The sequence below is a fragment of the Enterococcus raffinosus genome, from assembly GCF_001886185.1.
GTDB lineage: Bacteria > Bacillota > Bacilli > Lactobacillales > Enterococcaceae > Enterococcus_A > Enterococcus_A raffinosus.
In genome coordinates, this window is record NZ_JXLA01000046.1 from 12,317 (window position 1) to 27,776 (window position 15,460).

At 40.0% G+C, this 15,460-nt stretch carries 12 protein-coding genes; 11 read left to right on the forward strand and 1 reads right to left on the reverse strand.

Features of this window, described 5'->3' with window-relative positions:
- The first annotated feature begins 6 nt into the window (after positions 1–6).
- On the forward strand, positions 7–1,209 hold the full coding sequence (locus RV13_RS17920) for a multidrug efflux MFS transporter (RefSeq protein ID WP_010746300.1): 1,203 nt from the start codon (positions 7–9) through the stop codon (positions 1,207–1,209).
- Positions 1,210–1,314: 105 nt separating this feature from the next.
- On the opposite strand, the gene RV13_RS17925 is transcribed toward RV13_RS17920, so the two are convergent.
- Positions 1,315–1,494, reverse strand: a complete 180-nt coding sequence (locus RV13_RS17925) for a YjzD family protein (protein WP_010746301.1) — start codon at positions 1,492–1,494, stop codon at positions 1,315–1,317.
- 315 nt (positions 1,495–1,809) lie between these two features.
- Here RV13_RS17925 and RV13_RS17930 point away from each other — a divergent pair, with 315 nt between their 5' ends.
- From RV13_RS17930 to RV13_RS17975, 10 genes are all read left to right on the forward strand, one after another.
- The gene (locus RV13_RS17930) at positions 1,810–5,067 is read left to right on the forward strand and encodes a DNA polymerase III subunit alpha (protein WP_010746302.1); all 3,258 of its coding nucleotides are present in this window, start codon (positions 1,810–1,812) and stop codon (positions 5,065–5,067) included.
- Positions 5,068–5,206: 139 nt separating this feature from the next.
- On the forward strand, positions 5,207–6,169 hold the full coding sequence (pfkA, locus tag RV13_RS17935; protein ID WP_010746303.1) for a 6-phosphofructokinase: 963 nt from the start codon (positions 5,207–5,209) through the stop codon (positions 6,167–6,169).
- Between the two features lie 63 nt (positions 6,170–6,232).
- A complete protein-coding gene (pyk, locus tag RV13_RS17940) occupies positions 6,233–8,017 on the forward strand; it encodes a pyruvate kinase (RefSeq protein ID WP_010746304.1) in 1,785 nt (594 codons plus the stop codon).
- A gap of 418 nt (positions 8,018–8,435) precedes the next feature.
- Complete coding sequence (locus RV13_RS17945; protein ID WP_028020742.1) at positions 8,436–8,987, forward strand: YceD family protein; 552 nt, start codon at positions 8,436–8,438, stop codon at positions 8,985–8,987.
- A gap of 59 nt (positions 8,988–9,046) precedes the next feature.
- Positions 9,047–9,226, forward strand: coding sequence for a 50S ribosomal protein L32 (gene rpmF / locus RV13_RS17950; RefSeq protein WP_010740070.1), 180 nt, complete (start codon positions 9,047–9,049; stop codon positions 9,224–9,226).
- 223 nt (positions 9,227–9,449) lie between these two features.
- A complete protein-coding gene (locus tag RV13_RS17955) occupies positions 9,450–10,184 on the forward strand; it encodes a CPBP family intramembrane glutamic endopeptidase (RefSeq protein WP_010746306.1) in 735 nt (244 codons plus the stop codon).
- A gap of 52 nt (positions 10,185–10,236) precedes the next feature.
- Complete coding sequence (locus RV13_RS17960) at positions 10,237–10,935, forward strand: CPBP family intramembrane glutamic endopeptidase (RefSeq protein ID WP_010746307.1); 699 nt, start codon at positions 10,237–10,239, stop codon at positions 10,933–10,935.
- A gap of 433 nt (positions 10,936–11,368) precedes the next feature.
- Positions 11,369–12,787, forward strand: coding sequence for an NADP-dependent phosphogluconate dehydrogenase (gndA, locus tag RV13_RS17965; RefSeq protein WP_060789552.1), 1,419 nt, complete (start codon positions 11,369–11,371; stop codon positions 12,785–12,787).
- Between the two features lie 107 nt (positions 12,788–12,894).
- Positions 12,895–13,581 carry a response regulator transcription factor gene (locus RV13_RS17970; RefSeq protein WP_010740068.1) on the forward strand — a complete coding sequence of 229 codons (687 nt, stop codon included), beginning with the start codon at positions 12,895–12,897 and terminating at the stop codon, positions 13,579–13,581.
- Positions 13,578–15,083 (forward strand): HAMP domain-containing sensor histidine kinase, encoded by a 1,506-nt coding sequence (locus tag RV13_RS17975; protein WP_010746309.1) that lies wholly within the window; start codon positions 13,578–13,580, stop codon positions 15,081–15,083. Before RV13_RS17970 ends, RV13_RS17975 begins: the two co-directional genes overlap by 4 nt.
- The last annotated feature ends 377 nt before the right edge of the window (positions 15,084–15,460 follow it).

Below are 15,460 nucleotides of genomic sequence, written 5' to 3' on the forward strand. Positions count from 1 at the left end.
AATAGAATGAAAATCAATTGGCGAAGAAATCTTTTGATATCGTGGATTGGTTGTTTTTTTACAGGTGCAAGTTTTAGTTTGGTGATGCCCTTTTTGCCGGTGTACATCGAACAGTTGGGAACAGCGAAATCTCAAGTTGAGTTGTTTTCCGGATTAGCAATCTCTGTTACAGCATTCTCGGCAGCCATCGTCTCTCCCTTGTGGGGAAGCTTGGCGGATCGTAAAGGGCGCCGACTCATGATGATTCGGGCTGCAGCGGGAATGACGATAACTATGGGCTCATTAGCTTTTGTGACGAATGTTTATTGGTTGCTAATCATGCGCTTCATGACGGGCGTGTTATCAGGGTATATTCCAAACGCAACAGCACTGATTGCTTCGCAAGTGCCGAAGCAAAAGAGTGGTTGGGCATTAGGGACACTAGCAACTGGAGCTGTGGCGGGAAACTTGATCGGGCCGTTGATCGGTGGAATGCTGGCCCAATGGTTTGGTTTACGAAACGTGTTTATTATCACAGGAATTATTTTGCTGATTTGTACTATTTTGACAGTATTTATGGTAAAAGAAGACTTCCAGCCAGTCGAAAAAGAAGATGTGATCAGTATGGCGGAATTACGAAAAAGAATTCACTATATGCCAATTTTGATAGGTTTGTTTATCAGTACACTGATTCTGCAAGTCGGAGCAACCAGCATCAGTCCGATTTTAACCTTGTATATCCGTGACCTAAGCGGATCGAGCAGCAATGCATTAGTGGTCAGCGGTTTAATTGTTTCGATTGCGGGCGTTTCAGCGATTGCTTCCTCTCCTACACTGGGCAAAATTGGGGATCGTATTGGCAATCATAAGGTGTTATTGGCAGGATTAGTCCTATCGTTATTTTGTTTCATTCCGATGGCTTTCGTAAAAACGCCCTTTCAGCTTGGTGTTTTGCGCTTCTTCCTAGGCTTTTCTACAGGAGCTTTGATGCCGTCGATCAATACGTTAATTAGTAAGATCAGTCCTCCCGAGGGTGTTAGTCGAATTTTCAGCTACAATCAAATGTTCAACAATTTTGGACAGGTCATTGGTCCGATGCTGGGTTCGACTGTTGCTCATGGCTTTGGCTATCCGGCAGTTTTTCTTGTAACGAGTGCCTGTGTTTTTGGGAATATCATTTTGAGCGTGTTCAATTTTCGCAAGCTCTTAGTGACGAAGACGAAGATATAACAACGTTCAAAAGACTGTCCTGCATGGATAGTCTTTTTAGCGGTCGTTTCAAGCTATGAAAAAAACAAAAAACCAGTTACAATATAGTAACTGGTTTTGCTTTATCTATGCATTTGCTTTTTTAGGTGAAACAAAACGTGCGGCAATAAGTGCGATAACACCAACGATCAGTGATATAATCGTAGATAATTCGAAGTTATAAGATCCACTTTGCAAGGCACCGCCTAGATAACAAACGGCTTGTCCAATAGCGAAAGCCCAAAAAAATGTAACTAGATATTTCATCAAGAGCACCTCTTTTCGCAAGAATTTCTAGGTTCAGTTTAGCATTTTTTTTGAAAATGTAAAGAAAAGTCTTGTGTAACTATATAGAAACAACGAATGTTCTAAAGCAAGTAAAAGATGTACATAAAGAGGAATAATCTTTTTTCTTAGCGAGAAAAATAATTACATTAAAACGAAAACGAAGTAGGATGTCAGTTCCACTTTTCCCAGTAAACAATGAAATAACAGTATAGTGGAATGATATACGTGCTGAGGAACAGGCTTATTTTCCTCACTGAGAAAAGTAAATACATTAAAACGAAGTAGGAGGAGCTCATGAATCTACCACAACTTTATACGAAAACTTCCTATTCATTATTGAAAAGTACCTTAACAATCAACGAGTATGTGCAATCAGCAAAGGCGAGGGGTTATTCCGCGATCGCGATTACTGATGAGAATGTATTATACGGAGCTGTTGAATTCTTTCAGGCATGCCAGAAGCACCAGCTGATGGGAATTATTGGTCTAGAATTGGATTTTTATTCTGAAGAAGCGATTGAAAAAATCTTGTTATATGCAAAAAATGTTGCTGGTTATCAGGAGCTGATGCGTCTTTCTAGTACGCGAATGATGGCAGAAAAACCGCAAACATTAGCTGAATACCAAATTGATGGTGAAAATCTGATAACGGTGTTACCAGTAGACGGATTATATGAACCCTTAGAATCTTTTTTGCCAAAATTGACGCAAATCATCACTGGCGAAACGTATTTGGGTATTTCTCCGGCAACGAAGGTCTCTGATCTACCGGCTTCTTTTCCAAAACTTGCGATTCACGAAGTCGCCTATTTAGATTCAACACAGGCATTCGCGATCAAAGTAATGGGTCACATTCAAAATGGCAGTCAATTGCCGCGAGAAGAATTGACCAATCAGTTGGGGGATAATTATTTAGTAGAGATGGACAAGCTTATTGCGGGATTTGATGATACAGAGGCGGTTATAAATGCTCAAAAACTGGCAGAAGCTTGTCAGTTTGAATTGCCGCTGCACCAAAAGCTTTTGCCCCACTATCCAGTACCAACACCGCAAACAGCGGAAGCTTATTTGCAGGAGCTGTGTTGGCAGAGATTGCCAGAGCGAATTGCTAATGTAACGGAGGAGTACCGTCAACGGTTGACCCGTGAGTTGGGGATCATCCATAATATGGGGTTTGATGATTATTTCTTAATCGTCTGGGATGTAATGGATTACGTCCATCGCAGTAAAATTGTTTCTGGCGCGGGTCGTGGCTCTGCAGCAGGCTCATTGGTAGCTTACGTTTTAAGCATCACGGATGTTGATCCAATCAAATACAATTTATTATTTGAGCGATTTCTGAATCCTGAACGAAACAGCATGCCCGATATTGATTTGGATATTCCAGACAATCGACGAAATCAAGTTCTGCATTATGTTCATGAGAAGTATGGACATTTTCATGTCTCGCAAATCGCCACATTTGGAACCATGGCGGCGAAAATGGTTCTTAGAGATGTTGGTCGAGTCTTTGGATTGTCCCAAAGTGAAGCGAATCGCTGGTCAAAGGCAATCCCGAATCAATTAAAAATTACGTTGCGAGAAGCGTATGAAAAATCCGAGCCATTGAAACGACTGGTGGCAAATGATGAACGCAGCAACTTACTTTTTCAGACAGCGTTGAGCTTAGAAGGTTTGCCGCGCCATGTGTCTACCCACGCAGGTGGTGTAGTGATTAGTGATATTAATTTGATAAACGTTGTTCCGTTGCAAAATGGTTCAGAAGATATTCTGCTGACGCAATTTACCATGACGGATGTGGAAGCTATCGGCTTGTTAAAAATGGACTTTTTGGGCTTGCGCAATCTTTCGATCATTGACAATGCGCTGCAAAATGTTCGTCGGGTCTATCATGAGGAATTGAATTTAAAAAATGTTCCGTTGGATGACCCGGAAACACTGGCTTTATTCCAGCGAGGAGAAACAAGCGGGGTTTTTCAATTTGAATCGGCTGGTATCCGAAAAGTGTTGCGAAATCTTCATCCGACGTCCTTTGAAGACATCGTCGCAGTTAACGCATTGTATCGTCCAGGTCCTATGCAGATTATCGATCAATTTATTGCACGAAAAAATGGCAAAGAGCCGGTCTCCTTTCCAGATGCCTCGGTTCAGCAAATTTTAGCACCGACTTATGGATTTATTGTTTATCAGGAACAGATCATGCAGGTAGCTGCACAGATGGCAGGTTTTACATTAGGAGAAGCCGATATTCTGCGGCGGGCGGTCAGCAAAAAGAAAAAGGACCTTTTAGATGAAGAAAGGCGGCATTTTGTTAGCGGGGCAGTTGGTCGCGGACACAGTCAAAGGAGTGCAGAAGAAGTCTACGATTATATCGAACGCTTCGCCAATTATGGATTTAATCGATCCCATTCGGTAGCCTATAGTTTTGTTGGGTATCAAATGGCCTATCTAAAGGTCCATTATCCAGGTGCATTTTATACCGCCTTGATGCAGTCTGTTCGGAATGATCCGAAAAAGCTGCGGGAGTATATCGCTGAGGCTAATCGTGCAGGAGTGAAACTGCTAGCGCCAGATATCAACCGCAGCAGTTACAGCTTTACCTTGGTGGAAAAAGAGCTGATTCGGTTTGGGCTAGATGCAATCAAGGGAATGCGGCGTGACTTTGTTAGTGACATTTTGTCGACCCGTAAAGAAGAAGGTCCCTTCAAGTCTTTGGATCAGTTTCTTCTGAGAATTGAATCACGTTGGCTGAAGATCGATTACATCGCTCCATTGATTTTTATTGGCGCCTTCGATGAGCTTCATCCAAATCGAAGAGAGCTGGCGGATGGATTAGAAGGAAAGATTCAAAACGTAGAATACAGCGGCGGCAGCATGTCATTGCTGGATGTTATGAGTTTGAAGGAACGGCCTTCTGCGGATTATTCATTAGCCGAACGTTTGAATTATGAGGAACAATATCTTGGCTTATATGTCTCAGGACATCCGACCGAAAATTATCCGAAACTACTGAAACAAAAGGATCTTCAGCCAATCACAGAGCTCTCTGTTGGCAGCAATGGAAAAATTCTCTTCTATTTAAAAGATATTCGTGAGATTCGCACAAAAAAAGGGGAACAGATGGCGTTCTTGACGGGAAATGATCAAAGCGGGGAAATTTCATTAACTGTTTTTCCACAAACGTATCGTCGAGTAAGGAACGAAATCGAATTAGAAAAAGTCTATCTAGTTCAAGGGAAGGTCGAACGTAGCCGTTATGACCAAGCGATTCAGTTGTTAGTGGAAGAAATGGTTCCTGCCCAAGCGGCGGAAGATGACATTAGTGACAAAACTCTATTTATACGTGTTCAATCCGATCGAGATACAAAAGAAATCCAGCGGGGGATTGCTGAAAGACTTCAATTATCACCAGGAAAAGTACCAGTGGTGATCTTTTATGAAAAAAGCCGACGGAAGATTGTGCTGGATAAAAAGTTTTGGGTGGGGGTTAATGACACCCTCTTAAATGCTTTAAGTGACATATTAGGGGAACAAAACGTCGTAATAAGATGATTTCTTGTAACTTTCAAAAACTTTTTTCAAAATCTAAGCTTTTCCTGTAGACATCCCAAGACTTTTGGGATGTTTTTTGGTAGAATGTACCATGAATTAAACGATGTATGTTTTTTGAGAATACTTATGAGGTGAGAAAATGAAACGCATTGGAATTTTAACAAGTGGAGGAGACGCTCCTGGAATGAACGCTGCTGTTCGTGCGGTCGTTCGTAAAGCGATTTTTGAAGGCATGGAAGTTTATGGCATCAATTATGGTTTTGCCGGACTAGTTGCTGGCGATATCCGTCGTTTAGATGTTGCGGATGTTGGTGACAAGATCCAACGAGGCGGAACTTTCCTATATTCAGCTCGTTACCCAGAATTTGCTACTGAAGAAGGGCAATTAAAAGGGATCGAACAATTGAAAAAATTCGGCATCGAAGGGTTAGTTGTTATCGGTGGTGACGGTTCATATCATGGTGCGATGGCCTTGACAAAACATGGCTACCCAGCTGTTGGTATCCCCGGAACGATCGACAATGATATTCCAGGAACAGACTTTACTGTCGGCTTTGATACGGCAATCAATACGGTATTAGAATCCGTTGACCGTATTCGTGATACTGCAACTTCACACGTACGTACTTTTGTCATCGAAGTGATGGGACGTAACGCTGGCGACATCGCTCTATGGTCTGGTGTTGCAGGTGGAGCAGATGAAATCGTTATTCCTGAACATGATTTTGATATGGAACGTATCGCTAAAAAGATCCAAGCTGGCCGCGATCGCGGGAAGAAACATTGCTTGATCATCTTAGCTGAAGGTGTAATGGGCGGAAATGAATTTGCTGATAAACTAGCTGAATATGGCGACTTCCATACACGTGTCAGTGTATTGGGTCACGTAGTTCGTGGTGGTTCACCAAGCGCTCGCGACCGTGTGTTAGCCAGCAAATTTGGTTCATATGCTGTTGATTTATTGCTAGAAGGTAAAGGCGGATTGTGTATTGGTATTGAAGACAACAGCATTGTTGCATCAGATATCGTTGATACATTGGAAAATAACAAACACAAACCAGATTTATCATTATACAATCTGAACAACGAAATCTCATTTTAATCTCGTTAATAATAGTTAAAAGACTATATATTATAAACAATCAAGAATGGAGCGTATTACGTAATGAAAAAAACGAAGATCGTTAGTACATTAGGACCAGCAAGTAACACGGTTGAAACAATTTCTCAATTAATTGAAGCTGGTGCTAACGTGTTCCGTTTCAACTTCTCACACGGAGACCACGAAGAACAGCTTGCACGTATGAACATGGTTCGTGAAGCAGTAGAAAAAACTGGTAAAGATGTCGGTATTCTTTTAGATACTAAAGGTGCTGAAATCCGTACAACTGTTCAAGATACTACAGACGCAGATTACGGCCGCGCTGGCTATATCGAATTCAACGTAGGCGATGAAACTCGTATCTCAATGGACCCAGAACATAAAGGGACGAAAGAAAAAATCGCTGTTACTTACCCAGGTTTGTACGACGACGCGCACATCGGTGGACACATCTTATTCGATGATGGCTTGATCGACATGGAAATCATTGGCAAAGACGAATCAAATCGTGAATTAGTTATGCTTGTTAAAAATGCAGGTATGCTAGGTTCTCGTAAAGGTGTAAATGCTCCCGGTATCTCAATCAACTTACCTGGTATCACAGAAAAAGACGCAGACGATATCCGTTTTGGTTTAGATAACGATATCAACTTTATCGCTGCAAGTTTTGTACGTAAAGCACAAGACGTTCTTGATATTCGTGAAATCCTTGAAGAAAAAAATATGACACACGTTCATATTTTCCCTAAAATCGAATCACAAGAAGGAATCGATAACATCGATGAAATCATCAAAGTTTCTGATGGTATCATGATTGCCCGTGGAGATATGGGTGTTGAAATCGCTCCTGAATTAGTACCTATGGTTCAAAAACGTATCATCAAAAAATGTAACTATGCGGGCAAACCAGTTATTACAGCAACACAAATGTTAGAATCAATGCAAGAAAACCCACGTCCAACACGTGCGGAAGCATCTGACGTTGCCAATGCTGTATTTGATGGAACAGACGCTACAATGCTTTCTGGTGAATCTGCAAATGGTAAATACCCAGTTGAAGCTGTTGGCACAATGGCTCGTATCGATATGGAAGCTGAATCTGCTTTGTCAGAATTAGGTTCTTTCCAAATCAACGAATTTGATAAATCTAACGTAACTGAAACAATTGGTTTGTCTGTGGCTCGCGCTGCGAAAAACTTAGGCGTTAAAACAATTGTTGCAGCGACTGAATCAGGCCATACGGCTCGTATGATCTCTAAATATCGTCCAGATGCTGATATCTTGGCTGTGACATTTGATGAACATACTAAACGTAGCTTGATGGTTAACTGGGGTGTGTTCCCAACGGTTGCTGAAAAACCAACAACAACCGATGAAATGTTCGACTTAGCTGCACAAAAAGCAGTAGACTTAGGCTTCGCTTCTGAAGGCGACTTGATTCTTATTACTGCTGGTGTACCAGTTGGCGAACGTGGAACAACAAACGTTATGAAAGTTCAAATGATCGGTTCTAAATTATTACAAGCTCAAGGTATTGGTGAATCAACAGTCGTTGCTCACGCAGTGGTTGCGAAGTCTGCTGAAGAAGCAATCAAAAAAGCAAAAGACGGTATGGTTCTTGTTGTACCTACAACAGATAAAGACTATATGCCAGCAATCGAAAAAGCAGCTGCTTTGATCGTTGAAGATGGCGGTTTGACTTCACATGCTGCAGTTGTAGGTATCGCTCAAGACATTCCTGTAGTTGTTGGTGCAAGCACTGCAACTTCAACGGTTGTTGATGGTGAACTAGTTACAGTTGACCCTCGTCGCGGTATCGTATATCGTGGACAAACAACAGCAATCTAACATTCGATTGAAAAGTTACCTGTAGAAATAGGGACTGCGACAGTATCTGTCACAGTCCTTTTCTATGAGAAGTACGGGTGATTGAACGATGTCAATATTTTCCATGATCCTTGTGTGCTCAGCTAGCTCAGTAATAATACAATAATTTTTCTACGCATACCATTTTGCTAATTATGCTAGAGCGTAAAGAAAAGCTGACCGAGTTCGTAAAGCTTTTAAATTGTCTGGCTTACCGAACTAGATTTTTCAGCAATAAGCGAAACTATTTTGAAATTTGAAAAGCAATTTAAAAATAGTTTAGTCTTATTGTTCTAAATCTGACCGAGTTCGTAAAGCCTTTCGAGGTGTCAAGAAAATTTCATTGACAAAGGTTTTTTCCACCTGTATAATATCGATTGTTGCTTAGAGGTGATGAATGATGAAATGGTCGATTGGCGAATTGCGCCGCTACAAAGAAGAAGCACTAAATTTTTCAGAAACGATTGATGTAAATGACGCGTTGACCGCTCGAGATAACGAGGTGTTAGCAGTAGCTCCGGTTACTGTAGACGGTATCTTGTCTGTCGGAAAAAATGAATATATTTTACATTATCGTTTGAAAACTATTGTAACTGTTCCTTCAGCCCGCTCCTTGGAACCAGTTGATCTACCACTTGATCTTTCAGTGGATGAAGTCTTCATGACACGGGAGCAATGGTCTTCAATGGAAGAAGAACGAGACGAAGAGATCCTTGTCTTAGACAATGATACGATCGACTTGACGGATTCTATCGAAGATAACATTTTATTAGCGATTCCGATGCAGGTCTTTTCTGAAGAAGAATTGCAAGCGACAGATTTACCCAAGGGCAATGATTGGGAAGTCGTGAGCGAAGAAGATTACCTGCAGAAAAAAGAATCCGCTGAAACAATTGATCCTCGTCTTGCAAAATTATCTGAACTATTCAATGAATCGGAAGATGACAAGTAAGATTGGAATAAAATGTATCAGTAAATGATACTTCATTTTATAAGGAGGTGTAACACCCAATGGCAGTACCAGCTAGAAAAACATCAAAAGCTAAAAAGAACAAACGTCGTACTCACTACAAATTGACCATTAAAGGATTGAACGAATGTCCTAACTGTGGCGAAATGAAGAAGAGCCATCACGTATGTGCCAACTGCGGCTACTATGATGGAAAAGATGTTATGTCTAAAGAAGCATAAGCACTTTTTAATAGAGAAGATCAAAACCTCAAGACTAACCATGGAGTCTTGAGGTTTTTCTTTTTGTGATGAACAGTACTTTACCGAGCGATTCCTGCTTAGTATAGTACTGTTTTTTTATTATCCGCTAGAAATTAAGAGATAATCAAATATATACAAGCAAAATAGTTGTCTATTAACATTAAATGCACTAATCTTAGGTAAAAAATTATGGAGAAAAAAAATGGAAAACCATTTAACTCGTCTGAAGCTGTACTTCTTTTATTTCGTCATAATAATCGGTTATCTGATTCTGCCTAGTATCGCTTCAGCTATTACTGGCTTCTCAAGTGGTGCTGTTGTCACTGCTTTTTCTCAGGTAGTGTTCATCGTACTTTCTTTTATGATGATAAACAGATATCGCCTTAATAAGTTCTGGCATTTTGAAAAGTTGAGTGGAGCAAAAATGCCTCCTCTTTTATTGCTGCTCCCAGCAATTTTTCCTATTGCGGCAGATCTGTTGTTCATGAGAGTCGGCGACTTTTCTTTTCAAAAACTCGGGATTAGTCTGATTACTTCATCCCTTACTGGTATCACCGAAGAATTCGTTTTTAGAGGTGTTCTCTTAAGTGGATTTCTACTTGTTTATCAATCAAAGGGCATCTGGAAGCCTATAATGATCTCTAGTTTTTTATTTGGCGCTGTTCACTTTCTTAATTTACTTTCTACTACACAAGTATCGCCTAAGTTGGTGATACTTCAAGTTGTCTACGCGACTTTTCTTGGTGTTTTCCTAGCCAGCCAGTTCTTAGTCAGTAAAAATTTACTTCTACCTATAGTGACACATACGTTAATTGATCTTTTCAGCTTTGTGGAACATCCGCTGAATGGAACGCAGACCGTCGTCTTTTTACTTCTATATGGAATAGTACCTTTAATCTTTGGCGTCTATTTTCTAATGAGAGGAAAGAGCAAATAATTTCTACTTACACATGTTATAACATAAAATTTAATCAGAGAGGATGAGAGAGATGGACGCTACAAAAAAATGGACATGGAAAGATACAGTGGTTTTATTCATATTGCCAGTTGAACTGACAGTTGGTGCGTTATTGAATGTCCTAGGGCTAACTAAAAATCAATTATTAGCGACGGTATTGGTTTTCTTGATTTTCTTTACTGGCTTTCTTACAGCCGTGATTCTAAAGCGAGATTTGTTAGCTGAAGACTTTAGAAAATACAAGCAACATTTCTTTAAAAATTTTGGGTTAAGTATTCTTGGTGCAATTATATTTGGAGGAATTATTTTAGGAGGAAGAGGTCTTTTTCAGACAAATCAAGCCTTTTCTCAAATAGACTTTACAGCTTCTGCGAGCCTTTCGACGGTTGTGCCTATAGCAATTTCTGGAATCATTCCTTTAATGGCTCCTTTTGTAGAAGAGACAGTTTTTCGTTATGAATTGTTTTATCGTTGGAAAGATACGAAATGGGTGAAGATAGCTATGCTTATTGTCTCGTCAGTGCTATTTGGCCTGGCTCACTATAATAACTACTCGAGTGTGCCTATTTTAATGTTACCTATGATGCTTGCAGGTGCGGCCCTAGCAGGTTTGTACTATTGGAGGGGGAATATCTGGATCAGTCTCTTTGCCCACTTTATCTATAACGCGGCCTTTTCATTTTTCCCAACGATTCTTCTCATCTTTATTCAATTAGCTGGCGGAAAGTAGAGTAAAATCATATGGTTGGAAATAGACATTTTCGAATGTCTATTTTTTTAAAACTAAGCGAGCAAAGCGCAGCTCGAAGAATAAAAAGTCTTTGAAATTGTAAAAACTTTAAGGTATATTGAACAAGGCTCAATTTTGAGATTTGGCTTATCTTGGATGAAATTCAGCCAGTGTGCCTAATAAGTTTCTCAAATAGGTCATTTCGAAGATAAATGATGGCTCAATTTGAACGTTTTGCGGTTTTTTTTATAGAAAACACAATTCATTTTCCATTCTCACTTTCTTAGGATATAATGAGAATCGTATTGAGTAATTCGGATAACAGATCTACTAAATGATTAAACAAAATCAGTAGATTGTTGTACGTGGTGAAAGTCCACCTTATTTCTCACTTGAGAGAATAAGTACATTAACACGAAGTAGGAGGATAAATATGTCAAAACAACAATTCGGTGTCGTAGGTATGGCCGTCATGGGGAAAAATCTAGCGTTGAATATTGAAAGCCGCGGCTATTCAGTGGCTTTATATAATCGGACTGGATCAAAAACGGAAGCGGTAGTAACAGAACACCCTGATCGTAATCTAAAAGCAACATTTTCAATCGAGGAGTTTGTCGATTCAATTGAAGTTCCTCGTCGCATTATGTTGATGGTACAAGCGGGACCGGCAACGGACGCAACGATCCAACAACTACTACCACATTTAGATAAAGGCGACATTTTAATTGATGGAGGAAATACCTTCTTTAAAGATACGATTCGCCGTAATGAAGAATTAGCCAACTCAGGCATCAACTTCATTGGTACTGGTGTTTCTGGTGGTGAAAAGGGTGCGTTAGAAGGTCCATCTATGATGCCAGGCGGACAAAAAGAAGCCTATGATTTAGTGGCTCCTATTTTTGAACAAATCGCTGCAAAAGCCGAAGATGGTGAACCATGTGTCACTTACATAGGAGCCAACGGTGCAGGACATGTAAAAATGGTTCATAATGGGATCGAATACGGGGACATGCAATTGATCGCTGAATCGTATGATTTAATGCAGCATTTGCTAGGCCTTTCCGTTGAAGAAATGGCTGAAGTGTTTTCAGAGTGGAACGAAGGCGAACTAGACAGTTACTTGATCGAGATCACAGCAGACATCTTGACTCGTAAAGACGACGAAGGCACAGATAAAGCGATTGTTGATGTGATCAAAGATGCCGCTGGAAATAAGGGAACAGGTAAATGGACCTCACAAAGTGCTTTAGACTTGGGTGTTCCACTACCATTGATCACTGAATCAGTGTTTGCTCGCTTCATTTCTGCCTATAAAGAAGAACGCGTGGCAGCTAGCAAAGTTCTATCTGGTCCAGCTCCTTACAAATATGAAGGCGACAAAAAAGAACTGATCGAAAAAATCCGTGAAGCTCTTTATTTCAGTAAAATCATGAGCTATGCACAAGGGTTCTCTGAATTACGTGCAGCTTCAAAAGAATTTGGTTGGGACTTGCCATTTGGTGATATCGCAAAAATTTGGCGTGCCGGTTGTATCATTCGCGCTCGCTTCTTACAAAAAATTACGGATGCCTATGAAAAGGATGCTGACTTGGCAAACTTAATGTTAGATGATTACTTTAAAGAAATCACTGACAAGTACCAACAAGCAGTTCGTGAAGTTGTTGCTATCGCTGTACAAGCAGGTGTCCCTGTGCCAACATTCTCATCTGCGATCACTTATTACGATTCTTACCGTGCTGAACGGTTACCAGCAAACTTGATCCAAGCACAACGCGATTACTTCGGCGCTCATACGTATGAACGGACAGACAAAGAAGGAATCTATCACTATAGCTGGTACCACGAAGAATAGCAGAGGTTATTTATAACAATACTTGTAACTAACTATAGCTTTTTGACAGGTTTAGCCCTATAATGATAGAGGTTTAATGAAATTCAACTTGGAAAGGAACTAAAAAAATGAGTAATATTCTGATCATTGAAGATGAGAAAAATCTAGCTCGTTTTGTCGAACTAGAATTGAAGCACGAAGGCTATGATACAGAAGTTCATTATAATGGTAGAACAGGACTTGAAGCCGCTTTGGAAAGTGACTGGGATGCAATCTTACTTGATTTAATGCTTCCCGAGTTAAATGGCTTGGAAGTTTGTCGTCGTGTTCGTCAAGTGAAAAATACGCCGATCATCATGATGACTGCTCGCGATTCAGTGATTGACCGCGTTTCTGGCTTAGATCATGGTGCGGATGACTACATCGTCAAACCATTCGCCATCGAAGAATTATTGGCACGTCTACGTGCATTACTCCGTCGCATCGATATCGAAGGAGATAAGAACGTTGCGAAACAAACAACGATTACTTATCGTGATTTAACGATCGAAAAAGAAAATCGTGTAGTTCGTCGCGGCAATGAAATTATCGAGTTGACAAAACGTGAATACGAATTACTATTAACGCTAATGGAAAATGTGAACGTCGTTCTAGCTCGTGATGTCCTACTTAATAAAGTTTGGGGATACGAGACAGAAGTGGAAACGAACGTTGTTGACGTGTATATCCGTTATCTGCGTAATAAAATCGATGTACCAGGCGAAGACAGCTATATTCAAACCGTTCGCGGTACTGGGTACGTTATGCGCTCATGAGAAAATTTATCAAGAAACAAAGAGAACTGAAAGGGCCCTCACTCACTATCAAGTGGGCCTTTACAAGTTCTTTCTTTATATTCGTTGTATTTACGATCTTTGCCGTAATCACGTATAAATCCTCTGTCAACTTAATTGTTACAAAGGAAAGAAACAACGTTGAACGCACAATTTCTGAAGTGACCTCTCGTTTAGCGAATGCCAACGAAGAGTTAACACTGGTGAATACCTATCGAACATTGACGGAAACAGATACTCAAGATAACGCTATGTATGACCAAAACATGACGTTAGAAGGAAATATGATGCGTATTGATGACTTCATTTCGGAGTTAGGACAGCGTCAGCTTTCGCTTGATATTTACAATTTAGATAAAAAATTAATTTTCAAAACGCAAAAGACCTACCAACCCTTAGTTCAAACCAAGCATAAAGCACCGACTATTGTGACAGTCGATGAAAAAAACGGGTTTCTATCGGTTGAGCCGATATACTCAAAAAAAACGAGAGAAAAAATTGGCTACGCTCAAGTCTTTTATGAATTGTCGGATTTCTACGAGATGCGCAGCAAGCTATTATTAACGCTGATCGTGTTAGAGATCGTTTCATTGTTGCTGAGCAGTTTCTTAGGTTTCTTACTGTCCTCATACTTCTTGAAGCCTGTGAAGATTTTACGGGATACGATGGAGATTATTCGGCAAGACCCTCAAGCAGAGGTCCATGTTCCGGATATTACGACCAATGATGAATTGGCCGACCTTGCAGTGATATTTAACGATGTGATCGACCGTATTCGAATGTATATCGAACAGCAAGAGCAATTTGTTGAGGATGTCTCTCACGAATTGAGAACACCTGTCGCAGTGATTGAAGGCCATTTGAACATGTTGAACCGCTGGGGGAAAGATGACCCAGAAATACTGGATGAGTCTATTCAAGCTAGCCTACAAGAACTTGTTCGGATGAAGAGTCTCGTTCAGGAGATGCTGGATCTTTCTCGTGCAGAGCAAGTTGATGTGTATTATGGAAATGAGACGTCTAAGGCAAAAGAAGTCACCTATCAAGTATTCAACAACTTTAAATTACTTTACCCTGAGTTCACCTTTACACTGGATGACGATTTAGATGGGGAAAAAATGCTGAAAATCTACCGTAATCACCTAGAGCAGATTTTGATCATTATCTTAGACAATGCCGTGAAATATTCTACGGATCGGAAAGAAGTGCATATTTCTGTCTCTTCTACACTGAATAAGTTTGAGATAGCGATTCAGGATTTTGGTGAAGGGATACCAGATGAAGACATTGCAAAAGTCTTTAATCGTTTCTATCGAGTAGATAAAGCCCGTGCACGCACAAAAGGTGGAAATGGGTTAGGATTATCAATTGCGCATAAACTTTTGGAAAGCTATAAGGGAAGTATCAGCGTCGAAAGCTCTGTTGGCAAAGGAACAATTTTTAGAATTTTTATTCCTATGGTAGAAGAAAAAACAGCCGAGTAAAACTTGGCTGTTTTTTTATGCGAAAGTTTAAAAAGTTTTATACTCAAGATAGCGTTATTTTTGTTTTAAAATCGAACGTTATTTTGGAGTTTCAAATGATCGTTCGAAAAATAAAAAAGATTGAAAAAAAGTGTAAAAAATAGTTGCATTACTGCTTGAAGATTGCTATATTATTAAATGTTCCCAAGAGAGAAAAACATCTTGAAAAAAATTAAAAATAATTGTTGACGGATGAAAAATCTTGTGGTATTTTTATAAAGTCGCTTGAAGGAAACACGAAGCAAACTTGTTTTTTTATCAAAAAATTTTTAAATAAAAGTTGTTGACTTTTAAATGGAAACCTGATATGATATAAAAGTTGCTGAAACAAAGCGACA

What these genes read in the sequence shown, in the direction of transcription:
- RV13_RS17975 (WP_010746309.1), top strand. Translation starts at nt 13,578, where the DNA reads ATGAGAAAATTTATCAAGAAACAAAGAGAACTGAAAGGGCCCTCACTC.
- RV13_RS17925 (WP_010746301.1), bottom strand. Translation starts at nt 1,494, where the DNA reads ATGAAATATCTAGTTACATTTTTTTGGGCTTTCGCTATTGGACAAGCC.
- pfkA (WP_010746303.1), top strand. Translation starts at nt 5,207, where the DNA reads ATGAAACGCATTGGAATTTTAACAAGTGGAGGAGACGCTCCTGGAATG.
- RV13_RS17945 (WP_028020742.1), top strand. Translation starts at nt 8,436, where the DNA reads ATGAAATGGTCGATTGGCGAATTGCGCCGCTACAAAGAAGAAGCACTA.
- RV13_RS17930 (WP_010746302.1), top strand. Translation starts at nt 1,810, where the DNA reads ATGAATCTACCACAACTTTATACGAAAACTTCCTATTCATTATTGAAA.
- RV13_RS17920 (WP_010746300.1), top strand. Translation starts at nt 7, where the DNA reads ATGAAAATCAATTGGCGAAGAAATCTTTTGATATCGTGGATTGGTTGT.
- rpmF (WP_010740070.1), top strand. Translation starts at nt 9,047, where the DNA reads ATGGCAGTACCAGCTAGAAAAACATCAAAAGCTAAAAAGAACAAACGT.
- RV13_RS17960 (WP_010746307.1), top strand. Translation starts at nt 10,237, where the DNA reads ATGGACGCTACAAAAAAATGGACATGGAAAGATACAGTGGTTTTATTC.
- RV13_RS17970 (WP_010740068.1), top strand. Translation starts at nt 12,895, where the DNA reads ATGAGTAATATTCTGATCATTGAAGATGAGAAAAATCTAGCTCGTTTT.
- RV13_RS17955 (WP_010746306.1), top strand. Translation starts at nt 9,450, where the DNA reads ATGGAAAACCATTTAACTCGTCTGAAGCTGTACTTCTTTTATTTCGTC.
- pyk (WP_010746304.1), top strand. Translation starts at nt 6,233, where the DNA reads ATGAAAAAAACGAAGATCGTTAGTACATTAGGACCAGCAAGTAACACG.
- gndA (WP_060789552.1), top strand. Translation starts at nt 11,369, where the DNA reads ATGTCAAAACAACAATTCGGTGTCGTAGGTATGGCCGTCATGGGGAAA.